11 protein-coding genes and 1 other annotated feature (1 of these 12 only partly in view) are annotated in these 12,045 nt (G+C 44.3%); of the genes, 2 read left to right on the forward strand and 9 right to left on the reverse strand.

Translation table 11 applies throughout. The annotated features are described in order from the left end of the window. Positions 1 to 36: 36 nt before the first annotated feature. From fadD to GTH32_RS12300, 8 genes are all read right to left on the reverse strand, one after another. Positions 37 to 1,689, reverse strand: a complete 1,653-nt coding sequence (gene fadD, locus GTH32_RS12265) for a long-chain-fatty-acid--CoA ligase FadD (RefSeq protein ID WP_163086134.1) — start codon at positions 1,687 to 1,689, stop codon at positions 37 to 39. A 126-nt stretch (positions 1,690 to 1,815) separates the two neighbouring features. Continuing rightward, entirely contained in the window at positions 1,816 to 2,649 is an 834-nt protein-coding gene (locus GTH32_RS12270) for an alpha/beta fold hydrolase (RefSeq protein WP_163086136.1), read from the reverse strand. 120 nt (positions 2,650 to 2,769) lie between these two features. Continuing rightward, positions 2,770 to 3,495 (reverse strand): Slp family lipoprotein, encoded by a 726-nt coding sequence (locus GTH32_RS12275; RefSeq protein ID WP_163086138.1) that lies wholly within the window; start codon positions 3,493 to 3,495, stop codon positions 2,770 to 2,772. 191 nt (positions 3,496 to 3,686) lie between these two features. Next, entirely contained in the window at positions 3,687 to 3,992 is a 306-nt protein-coding gene (locus GTH32_RS12280; protein ID WP_163086140.1) for a hypothetical protein, read from the reverse strand. Positions 3,993 to 4,199: 207 nt separating this feature from the next. Continuing rightward, a complete protein-coding gene (tsaB, locus tag GTH32_RS12285) occupies positions 4,200 to 4,898 on the reverse strand; it encodes a tRNA (adenosine(37)-N6)-threonylcarbamoyltransferase complex dimerization subunit type 1 TsaB (protein ID WP_163086142.1) in 699 nt (232 codons plus the stop codon). A 7-nt stretch (positions 4,899 to 4,905) separates the two neighbouring features. Next, complete coding sequence (gene yoaA / locus GTH32_RS12290) at positions 4,906 to 6,825, reverse strand: DNA repair helicase YoaA (protein WP_163086144.1); 1,920 nt, start codon at positions 6,823 to 6,825, stop codon at positions 4,906 to 4,908. Between the two features lie 179 nt (positions 6,826 to 7,004). After that, positions 7,005 to 8,324 (reverse strand): alpha-amylase family glycosyl hydrolase, encoded by a 1,320-nt coding sequence (locus tag GTH32_RS12295; RefSeq protein WP_163086146.1) that lies wholly within the window; start codon positions 8,322 to 8,324, stop codon positions 7,005 to 7,007. 412 nt (positions 8,325 to 8,736) lie between these two features. Beyond that, positions 8,737 to 9,624 (reverse strand): LysR family transcriptional regulator, encoded by an 888-nt coding sequence (locus GTH32_RS12300; protein WP_163086148.1) that lies wholly within the window; start codon positions 9,622 to 9,624, stop codon positions 8,737 to 8,739. 255 nt (positions 9,625 to 9,879) lie between these two features. Between GTH32_RS12300 and GTH32_RS12305 the strand changes: the two genes are divergently transcribed. Then, complete coding sequence (locus tag GTH32_RS12305) at positions 9,880 to 10,743, forward strand: TraB/GumN family protein (RefSeq protein ID WP_163086150.1); 864 nt, start codon at positions 9,880 to 9,882, stop codon at positions 10,741 to 10,743. A gap of 118 nt (positions 10,744 to 10,861) precedes the next feature. Beyond that, complete coding sequence (locus tag GTH32_RS12310; RefSeq protein ID WP_163086151.1) at positions 10,862 to 11,434, forward strand: lipid-binding SYLF domain-containing protein; 573 nt, start codon at positions 10,862 to 10,864, stop codon at positions 11,432 to 11,434. A gap of 114 nt (positions 11,435 to 11,548) precedes the next feature. Here the strand turns inward: GTH32_RS12310 and GTH32_RS12315 are convergent, their stop codons facing one another. Further along, complete coding sequence (locus GTH32_RS12315) at positions 11,549 to 11,803, reverse strand: hypothetical protein (protein WP_163086004.1); 255 nt, start codon at positions 11,801 to 11,803, stop codon at positions 11,549 to 11,551. Positions 11,804 to 12,036: 233 nt separating this feature from the next. Then, positions 12,037 to 12,045, forward strand: a sequence feature (His leader region); it runs 113 nt beyond the window's last position.

Raw genomic sequence — 12,045 nt, forward strand, 5'->3', positions numbered from 1 at the left:
GCCGGCTTTACTCGTGTTAATTTCTGCTATTGAGCATTAATCACGAAGTTCCCGACGTAGTATTTTCCCTACATTGGTTTTAGGTAAGTCTTCTTTAAAGACCACCTGTTTAGGCACTTTATAGCCTGTTAGATGAGTTCGACAATGTGCTATCACGGCGTCAGCGGTAAGTGATTCATCGTTACGAACCACAAATAGTTTAACCACTTCACCACTAACTTCATGGGGAACCCCCACTGCAGCAGCTTCCACAACGCCATCGTGCATTGCTGCAACTTCTTCAATTTCGTTAGGAAACACATTGAAACCAGAAACGAGGATCATATCCTTTTTACGGTCAACAATATAGAAATAACCTTCATCATCTACCGTTGCAATGTCACCGGTAGCTAACCAGCCATCTTTAAGCACTTCTTCTGTGGCCTCAGGACGGTTTAGATAGCCCTTCATTACCTGCGGACCTTTAACCCACATTTCACCCGCTTCACCTTTCGCAACTTCATTGCCATCATCGTCCAACAATTTAATGTCGGTTGAAGGTACAGGCATGCCTATAGCGCCTTTATACGCCTCTATTTGAGGGGGGTTAACCGCGACAACCGGCGAACACTCTGTTAGTCCGTATCCTTCGAGCAAAACAGTACCCGTTACTTTTTGCCATTTCTCTGCTACGGGACGCTGAACCGCCATGCCTCCCCCTAAACCAAACTTAAATTGGCTAAAGTCGAGCTCACTAAACCCAGGTGTATTAAGCAGGCCATTAAACAGGGTATTTACCCCAGGAAGAATAGTAAATGGGTACTTACTTAGCTCATTAACGAAGCCTGGCATATCCCGCGGGTTGGTAATAAGCAGGTTCTTACACCCATACTTCACAAACATCAAGCAGTTCGCAAGCAGTGCGAAGATATGATAAAGCGGAAGCGCGGTAACCACGAGATCTTCACCTTCCTCGATAACCGTTTCCAAAATACCTGAAACCTGTTCTAGGTTTGCTACCATATTGCGGTGAGTAAGCATGGCGCCTTTCGATACACCCGTGGTACCGCCAGTATATTGAAGAAAGGCTAAATCGCTGTTGCTGATTTCTGGGCGTTGATAACTCAGGCTCGCGCCTTTTTTGACCGCAGACATAAAAGATGTGGTGTCTGACAGATGATAGCTTGGCACCATCTTCTTCACATATTTCACGACTGCATTAACCACCCATCGCTTAGGGGCAGGTAACATGTCGCCAAGGGAAGTAAGAAATACTTCGTTCACATTTGTCTCACCAATCACTGCTTCTAACGTACTGGCAAAGTTTTCCACTATTACGATAGCTTTTGCATTAGCATCGTTTAACTGGTGTTTTAGCTCACGGGCGGTGTAAAGCGGATTGACGTTCACTACCACCAATCCTGCGCGTAATATACCAAACATAGCTACAGGGTACTGTAGAAGGTTTGGCATCATAATGGCTACGGCATCTCCGCGCTGCAAGCCACTGTCTTGTAAGTAGGCTGCAAATTGTGCAGATAGCGTATCCAACTCGCCGAAGGTCATCGATTTACCCATATTAATAAACGCAACCTTGTCTTTGAACTTCTTCACAGACTGTTCAAAGATATCTACTACTGAATCATAATGATCAGCGTCAATTTCCGCGGACACGCGAGGGTCGTAATGCTTAAGCCAGGTTTTTTCCACCAAAACCTCCTTCGTTAATAATATTGCCTAAATAACACGCTATCTTTCCGCGGGTCACTGCAACTGGTCTGATTTCTTGCGAATAGTATAGGATGTGTAAAAAAAAATAAACGGTGTAGTTTACATTTAACCAACAAACCGTTGAATTAATGTACCAATTTCATCACTTTTTTCCATATGGATATGATGGCCTCCTTCAAACGCCGCATATTGAGCGTTTTTAAACCAACCTCTGCGACGGGCAAACGCGTCGTCTAAACGCTTAAAACTCTTGGAAGCACCTATAAAAAGAATGGGACAGTTTATTGCTTGCATTAAATTTTCAGCTTGGTTTTCTGTTAACCGAACAATTGATTTTGTGCGAACTTTTGCATCACTACACCAGTAATAATCGCCGTCTATCTCCTGTACTATATTACGAGATAAAATCGAACGGGCATGGTTCGGTGCTATATCTGATACGCGGCAACGTGCAGTCACAGCATCATCTAAATTTACCTTACGCCGTTTGGTATGTTGTTTTCCGTGACGACTAACGATGGCATCGCGCATTTGGCGCTGTGTGGTGGTGGCGTCTAACGTTAACGGCCCACACGCATCAATACTAATAACTGCCGTCACCTTCTCGGGGAACAGCGCTGCATACAAACTTGCTAAGATACCGCCCATCGAGTGACCAATGAGAATAACACTTTGCCATTGTTGCCGCTCTATTAGGCCGTGTAAGTCTTGTAGATAATCTGCCTGATTATAATGGCTGCCTTGAGGGCGGTGGTCTGAGCGGCCGTGGCCAGCTAAATCAAGAGCGATAAAGCGAAACGCGTTCAGATACGGCGCTAAGCCACGTAAACTTTCAGCATTATCAAGAAAACCGTGAAGCCCCAAAATAACGGGCCCTGAGCCCTGATTATCAAGTGCGGCCAACGTAATATGTCCAGCATCTAACCGAACGTCATTCATGAAACAACCCTTTAGTTTGAGCGGCAAAGATTTGCCTCTTTACAGGCAACATGTAGCCACCACATACAAAAAGGTGGCCATTTTTAGCCACCTCTATTCCCGCACTAACGATGATCTTAGCTACTCTACTGATGGAATAACTCTGTTTTTCTTAGGCGGCTGTGAGCGCCGTTCAGAAGGCGGCTGTGAGCGCCGTTCAGAAGGCGCAGCATTGCTTGGGAATGTTGGTTTACTTGAAGCACGTCTGCTAATAGGCGCTCTGTGGGGTCGATCATCATATTCAATTATTCTTATGCGGCTATGGCCAAATCCACGGCCGTATATTGGCCCCCACGGCGAGTAGCGACCATAAAAGGGTGAGTACCAGCCCGTACCATAATTAAAATGAAACATAGTGACATCATACGCCTGCTGATTTCTCCACATATGATAATCTTCTACTAGCAGTGTAGGATAAATATAAGGCTGTTCGCCTACCATACCGGAGGTAGGTGCGGTAAGTTCACCTAAAAAGGTAATTAGTCGCCCTTCTTCGAATACAACTGGGTCTACAAAGCCATCTATTTGAGCTTTAAAACGCCCGGTTGTCTCCGCACCTCGATTTGGTTTGCCGTAGTGGTTTAAAGGAAAGTGGACGACTTCTACAAAGGTTTTCTCAGGCTTATTTTCAACACCAACAATTAAGCCCCCCCAACGCGCCGTTTGTCCTTGTGCGTTGGCACCCGCACTCACCGCTTTGTTGTAGGAGATAAGGGGCGTTCCTTCTGGAACTTCAAGACTATCGGGAACAATAGCGCACCCTGAAAAGAATAATACGCTAAGTATAAGCATATGTTTAAGCTGCATACGTCCTCCTGTCAGCGTACCTCGCTGAACATGCACAATAACGACAATCTAAATGTAAATAACCAAGTGGAAGGATGTCACTCTCCCTCTAAACACACTAGCACCCTTACCCCCTAAACACCATAATAGTAGGGTTGAGTTGCATAATTTTCATGATGTGGTTGATGAATAACGAAGTAATAAAACGTGGTTTATGCGTAAATGTCGACACCAAACATAGCTTCGACAGACTCCCGTTGCTGTTGTTTGGCAAAGCTTGTGTATGAGGCAATTGCATTTTGCGAATACGGGTTGCTCTGTTCGCGAATAAACTGCTGGTACGCTTGCGCGTTATCGGTGGCGTTTTTATCAGGCGCAACAACTACCGCCTCTAAGTGAGACGGCTTTTGGTTATTACTTTGCTGTTCAGCATCTTTATCTACTCTTCCTACACGCCCTTGGGCTGCCTGCTGGGAGGCATCTTTGGAAGGAATAATAAATTGATTATTGATTTCCATTTAACTACAAAGCTTCAATTGGCATAAAAATAAAAACTTACCCACACAATGGGATAACAACCTACGCTTACGGGCGGCGACACACATTAGCCTTAGTGGCTATTTTTAATCGCCGCATTTAGGGGCAACATTTAACCGCCAAGCCAAAGGGTGAAGCAAAAACTGCGCCACTGGGTTTTCAATATTCTATATTTGCGTCAAACTGTACTACTCTCTGCCTGGTAGCTTTTTCCACGTCACCTTATCGCGCAAATACACAGGCTCCACCGCTGCTGCGCTTGATACCTCACCGTCTTCTTTTAACGTTTTTGCTATATTTACCATGGCTTTTGCATCGGGATAAAGCACGCTTACGCTTTCACTGTTTAAAAGCAGAGCGCCTAACGATTCATAAGCAGCCCAACCGGTACCCGCAGGAACAAATTGCGGGTTACTTTTCAGCAAATTTTGGACACTGGTTGCAGCCACTTCTGGAGGGCATACTTGCTCTTCAACAACCTCTTCAAGGCCCTTGTCTGATACGCGATATACCGCATAATAGACCTCGCCCATACGCGCATCTGTGGCACACGCCACAAGCGGTACGCCAGACGATGTGGCCGCTTGCACAGCCATTGCTGCAAGCGTGCTAACGCCAGCGACCTGTAGCCCGGTGCCAAGGGCTAGTCCTTGAATCATTCCTGTGGCAATACGCACACCGGTAAAACTTCCTGGCCCACGCCCAAAGGCGAGAAGGTCTACGTCGGATAATTCAACACCGGCCTCTTTTAATACTTCGTCTACCATAGGTAGTAAACGCTGACTATGCTGCTGCGGGCATATCTCAAAACGTGATACCACTTTTGATTCGGTATCTAAAGCCACAGAACAGGCTTCTGTGGCGGTATCTATAGCTAACACTTTCATTGGAGATTTACTCTTCATCAATTCGGCTAAGAAATGACTCTACTTCGTCTAAACTTCGGGTTCTTCGCATATCAGGCAAACTGCCGATAAACGTTTTAGCATAAGGCTTGGTAACTAAGCGATTATCACAAATTACCAATACCCCTTTGTCTGATGGATCTCGAATCAATCGCCCAGCCCCCTGCTTTAGCGCAATAACTGCTTGGGGAATTTGAATGGTGGCGAAGGGATTTGCGCCCCGTTTTTTTACGTCTTCCATCCGCGCTTGTAGGAGTGGATCATCCGGAGACGCAAAGGGAAGTTTATCTATCATAACACACACAAGATCGTTCCCCCGTACGTCTACACCTTCCCAAAAGGCGCCGGTTCCCATTAATACTGCATTTTCATCGGCAAGGTAGGCGTCTAGCAATGCTTGTTTAGTGGTGGTTCCCTGTACCAACAAAGGGTTGTCAATTTCGTCTTCTAACTTACCTGCGATTTCTCTAAGCATGGCATGGCTGGTAAACAATAAGAAACATCGCCCTCTGCTTGCTTCGATCAGCCGCTTAGCTGTATTTAATAGGGTTTCGCGCATGCTAAAGCTATTTGGCTCAGGCAAATAACGAGGCACACAAAGCATCGCTTGTTCAGGATAGTTAAAGGGGCTATCTAGCCCTAGTGTCGTTGCATCTTCTAGCCCCATACGGCGCTGAAAGTGTTCAAAACCACCATTAACCATCAAAGTTGCCGAGGTAAACACCCACCCTCGTGGAGGCGCAGAAACAAAGCGTCTGAATTTGGCCGCTATCGATAATGGCGTTAGATGCATAATTAAATGACGTTGTGTGGTTTCATACCACAAACTCACATTTTCTTGTTTCTCGTCACTTAACGCATCTAACTGCTCGCGAGCCGCTACTACTCGTTCATAGAGATTATCGAGATCTTTGTCCCGGCCAATATGTAACTTACATACTTCATGTAAAACCCCTAACGCTTCGGCCAGTTTTCCTACTTCTAATCGAACGTCATCGCGGGTTAATGCTTCGGCCCAATTGCCACGCTCGGGCGTATCGGGAAACAATAAGCGCAAATCGGATGAAATCATCCTACATTTATCTGCAGCTTTATCTAGCTGTGCGGCATCTTTTAGTACAGTACGAAAAATTAGGGTTATGTCTTTGGCTAAGTCGTGAATTTGGCGGGTAGAAAGCGACTCACCGAAATAATCACTCGCGATGTCTGGAATTTGATGAGCTTCATCGAAAATAATGGCATCGGCTTCGGGGATTAACTCGCCAAACCCCGTATCCTTTAACGCCATATCCGCGAAAAACAAGTGATGATTCACCACGATAATATCAGCATCTAAGGCTTTACGGCGCGCTTTTACTAAATAGCATTCTTCATAATCGGGGCAATCACGGCCTAAACAATTATCTACAGTAGAGGTGACTAACGGAAGAACCTTGGCATCTTCAGGCAAGGTTTTAAGTTCCCCCATATCGCCGGTTTTGGTTTCGCTGGACCAGCGCTTTACTTCTGAAAGTTGCCCTAATACCTCTTTTTCTACCAAGGTACTATTGCCGCTGTGCTGAGCCACCCTATGCAAGCACAAATAATTCGACCGGCCTTTTAATAGCGCCGCTTTTCGTTTACTTCCCAGCGCTTTTTTAACTAGGGGCAGATCGCGATGATATAACTGTTCTTGCAAGTTCTTTGTGCCAGTAGAAACAATAGCTTTCCCCTTTGACAACAGAGCGGGCGCCAGGTAGGCGAATGTTTTACCCGTTCCTGTGCCCGCCTCTACAATAAGACTGCTGGGTGTGGCAATGGCCTCTTCAACGGCTTTGGCCATATCGGTTTGCGCATCACGAGGCACAAACCCTTTAATCGCTTTCGCTAACAGGCCTTTAGAGGAAAATACGTCGTTTATTGTAGGCATAGTGTGCTGCGTCTTTTATATGTAACTTTATGGCGGCACCGAAGTGCAAAGCGCTGCATTATGCCAAAATTTTTGCTAAAAGTGGCAGTATTGTTTAAAAGTGTAGTGGAAAAGTACCTGTTAGTAAGGCGCACTAAATAGACAAAACATAGACTCGCCCACCACACCCCTTTACTTTACTATCCAGCTACGTCGGTACTGATCCAAATAGCATAAGACCAAGGTTCAAATCGTTCTGTTTTACCTGCGCTTAAATTTACAGGAGTTTGGGCGTTCCATTGTTTATATTGCCCTTCAAAGAGCGGCTCCTTAAACTCGCACTCTACAGTTTTACTTGATAAGTTAAGCACAATAAATACTTTCTGACCCTCATCCATTCTCACAAAACTAAATATGGCATCCATTTGTGTGTTAGGTACCTGAATCATAGTACCGCCATACTGTCCGTTAGCGAGGGCTGGCACAGACTTTTTAAAGCGAATTAAGTCGCTATATAACTGGCCAATTTCGTGGCTTTGCCACTCAATAGGATCGCGTTCGAAAAAAGCTAAGCGTTTTGTTTCACCGGCCTCTTGCCCATTGTGTATTAAAGGCATCCCCTCACCTAGTACCGAAAGTACTATAGCTGCGGGTAAGGCCTCTTTGAATTGCTCATGCTGGGTTCCATCCCACGCGTTTTTATCGTGGTTACTCACAAACGTCATACGCAGCGCGTTATCTGGCCACGCCCGTTCGTTCCACGAATAGTATTTACGCAAACGATCTAGTGCACACTTTTCATGGGCAACTTCATGCATGGTTTCATTCCAGCTCCATGCATAGGACATATTAAACGCCCGTTCATGTAGATCTCGGTCTTCCCATTCGGCCAATAAAAATATGGGTTTTATTGCATCAAGGGCTTGTCTCGCTTGATACCAAAAGTCATTTGGGACATACCCGGCGACATCGCAGCGAAACCCATCAATATCGAATGTTTCAACCCAATACACCATCGCATTTACCATGTATTCACGAAGCTCTGGCTTAGCATAGTCAAACTCGATAATGTCTGACCAATCCCACCATGGAGAGGGTCTAAAGTCTCCTTTATAATCTTTTGCATACCACGAAGGATGTTTTTCCACGAGATCGCAATCCCACGCACTATGATTTGGTACCCAATCTATCAGTACTTTTAATCCTCGTTTATGCGCCTCCTTTACCAAACGCTTGAAATCGGACTTGCTACCAAACTCAGGATTTATGCCGTAATAGTCTTTAACCGCATAGGGGCTACCAAGTTCACCTTTACGATTCATCTGTCCGATAGGTTGAATGGGCATTAGCCAGATGCAATTTACCCCTAGCCCAGCAATTCGATCTAATCCGTCGATAACCCCTTGGAAATTACCTTGTTGAGAAAACTGGCGGGTATTAATTTGGTAGATAACCCCATACTTTGTCCAAGCAGGTTGTGTTACCTTATAGGGGGTTACAGCTGAGTAATACTGTTGCATTCGACTACTCCGGTATATTTTTGAACTGAACTTTTGAGACTAAAAAACTGGCAAACCCGATACCTCCAAAAGACATACTTAAGTACCAAACAATAGTTTTAAATATTTAGGCATAAATAGCAGCATCACGTGCTAAATTAATGCCTCGCTTTTGCTGGTGCCCGCGCCTACCCAAATGACTGCGTGCCAATCTACCCCATGGGTTACTAATTAGTGATAAACTTTTGTCCCATGCGGTATACGCCAATAAAACTGCTACTAATACACCTATGCAATATATCAATGCGCGTTGATTAACCCAATTAAAGTAAGCATTTTGCGAAGCGAAAAGCCTTAAGCCACACATACGCTACCTAATTCTTCGCTAAGGGTAAACATACCGGCATAGAACGGGCTGGCGATAGCCGTCTTTTTAAAGGGAAAACTTTTTTGAAAAGAACGAAATAAAAGCGGCAATGCGAGAAGATACTGCCGAGTTCTTATAATAGACGGCATTGATCTCTTCCCTAGGGTTAGGGGACATTACAACGTGAGGAAGCACTTCAATAAGTCGATTACTGTCGAGATCTTTTCTGATCATAAAGTTGGAAAGCAATGCTATGCCATTGCCATTTAACACTAACTGTCTTAGCGCCTCTCCATTACTTGCGGTTAAATACGGTTTAATCGTTATTTTTTCTGATAAATACCAGTTATTCAGTTTTGGCGAATCAGCAAAACCTATTAGCTTATGCTTTGAGAGCTCTGCTACCGATGTTGGTGCCTGATATTTAGCTAAATAGCGGGGGCTGGCCACTAAATGAAGTTGGCTATTTCCTAATCTTTTGGCATGAAGGTTAGAATCGGCAAGCTTGCCAATGCGAATTGCCACGTCCGTTTTCTTTTCAATTAAATCGACGATGTTTTCATTAGAAATAAGATCAAGTTGAATATCAGGGTATGCGAGCTGGAAGTCTTCTATATAAGGGATGATTTGATGGATCAAAAAAGGACTCGCTGCATCTACCCGTAACTTACCCTTAGGCGCGCCTTTTAGATTATTTAGCGCCTCTTCTCCTCGATTTAACGCGCTTAACCCCTCTTTAGCATACTGAAGAAGAAGGTGCCCTTCTTCGGTTAACTCTATGCGGCGGGTACTTCGATTTAATAGGGTAACCTCAAGCTCTTTTTCTAACCGCGCGACCGAGCGTGAAACCTTTGCTACTTGCGTGTTTTGCAAATTCGCAGCTCGTGTAAAACTGCCGGACTCAACCACAGTGATAAAATTTTCTAGATCTTCTGTTTTAGACTTTACACCCATATAGCATGACTCCAGATATTCGCGTTTGTTGAAGCTTATTACACATGCGGCGGGTGCGCCCAGAAGATATTGCAATTTTTATTACATTAGCGACAAAATTATAGCGTTACTATTGTGATTTTTAGTGTTATTAGTGCGATGGTTTATAGCTTACTAAACCCGTTAACATTCGCTTACATCACCAAAACCGCGATAAGTTGCCAGTGCTTATAAGACTGTTTACAGTGGTAGGCTAATTAAATTAAAGGATTAGTTATGTTTCGGGTGTGCGCTTTTTGGATATTTGTTACCACGTTTGTTTCTTTAAGTTGCAATGCAGCGTCGGTATTTAAAGTATCGAAAGAAGGCAACCATCTGTATATCGGCGGCACCTTACACCTTCTTAGCGAGGATGATTACCCATTGCCTGTGCAGTATCAAAGCGCATACGAAAAATCTCAGCTAATTGTTTTTGAAACTGATTTAGCTGCCCTATCCTCAGAAGAATTTTCAAAGGCCATGTTAAATGCGCTTACCTATAAAGATGGCAAGACCTTAAAAGATACGCTCGCCCCGGAAACCTTAAAAGCACTATCACAACACCTTGAAACCCGGGGGCTTAACCTTTCACAGTTTATAACGTATAAACCCGCGCTAATGAGCATGACACTGAGTATGATAGAGCTTCAACAAATGGGGCTCACCAGTGAAGGAGTAGATAAGTATTTTCATCAACTCGCACGCTTAGACGAAAAACCAGTGGCATGGCTTGAAAGTCCAGAACAACAAATATCCTTCATTGCGCATATGGGAAGTGACAACCCAAATGCCTTTATGCGCTATTCGTTAAACGACCTCACCACTCTACCCACGCTATTACCTGTGCTTAAAGAGAGTTGGAAAAGCGGAAACCTTGAACGCATGTATAATGAAAGCTTGGTTGATTTTAAAGCAGAATACCCCGATGTGTTTAGTACCATAATTACCCATAGAAACACAGCGTGGCTGCGTGATATTGAAAGCTACTTAGCCACACCCGAGACAGAATTTGTGTTAGTAGGTGCGCTACACTTACCGGGTGAAGTAGGTCTTCTTCAGAAGTTGACGGCGCGGGGTTATACCGTAAGCCAAGTAAATTAGTGTAAATACGCCTTTTGTTTGAGAGATGTGCACATATTTTGCGTAGTCATACATAGTGCAACACACTAATTGCCTTTTTAGAGGGGCGATTAGCAACCAATTAAGAAAGGAAAAAACCATGCTATTTAAACACTTGCGTACAATTTCTATGGTAGGGCTTATGTCATTAATGATGGTAGGCTGTGCGTCTATGGGAGATGGCACCGTCGCACAAAAGCGACAAGCTATTCTTGATATGCAGCAAAACGCACTGGCGCGTCTTTATACGGAAAAACCTGATACTCGCTCGCAAATCCGTGACGCTGCGGGCTACGCAGTATTTACCAATGCCAATATCAATGTGATTTTTGTTTCTGCAGGCACAGGCTACGGCGTAGTCACTAATAATGCTACTGGCCAGCAAACCTATATGAATATGGCAGAAGGCGGTGTAGGGCTTGGGTTAGGTGCTAAAGATTACCGCGTGGTTATGGTATTTCATAGTCAACAGTCGATGGATTACTTTATCGAAAATGGTTGGACTGTTGGCGGTAATGCCGACGCAGCGGCTAAAGCAGGTAACAAAGGCGTATCGGCAGAAGGCGAAGGCTATATGGGTAACGTAACGATATACACCATGACGGAAAGCGGCTTAGCCTTACAAGCTACCATTAAAGGCACCAAGTTTTGGGTAGATAAAGAGCTTAATTAACAAAGCGAACACCATAGCTTGAGTAATGCAGAACACGTGATGCAGACGTACTATTGCTTAGCTTGAGCTAAATGCCCAGCGCCCCTAGGGCGTTGGGGCAACCTACCTGCAAAGCTAGACATCCACATCTATATGTTTACGCTTGGGCGTTTTGGTCGCCTCTTCATCACTTTTTCGATTGTTTGTCTTTTCTCGCTTGGCCATATGGGCAAGAACCTCAGCATGCTTTACTTCATCGAACTGATCGCGTTCCTCGTGATCAACATGCTCCGATCGTTTCGATTTCTCTACTTTTTTTACGCGTTTATCTTCTTCCACTGGCACCTTAGTGTTACGCGGTAAAATAGGAAATAACAGGTCGTTACTCATAGTGCCCTCTTAATTAGCTTGCAAGCGATTTACAGTGATACTATCCCTTGTGGATATCGAGGTGAAAAAAGATCACATGTACTCATATCAAAAAGTTTTAGTTTATACATATTAATTTAGACTAATTAAGCGAAAAGAGTTCATTTCGCCTTGCAAAAACCCACACAAACCGCTAATGTTTCAGCCGTTCGAAAATAGGATTTTATAAATTAAATGATTAACTGCGCTTTAAACCACCACCA

Source organism: Alteromonas profundi (genome assembly GCF_010500865.1).
In the GTDB taxonomy this organism is placed as follows: Bacteria; Pseudomonadota; Gammaproteobacteria; order Enterobacterales; family Alteromonadaceae; genus Alteromonas; species Alteromonas profundi.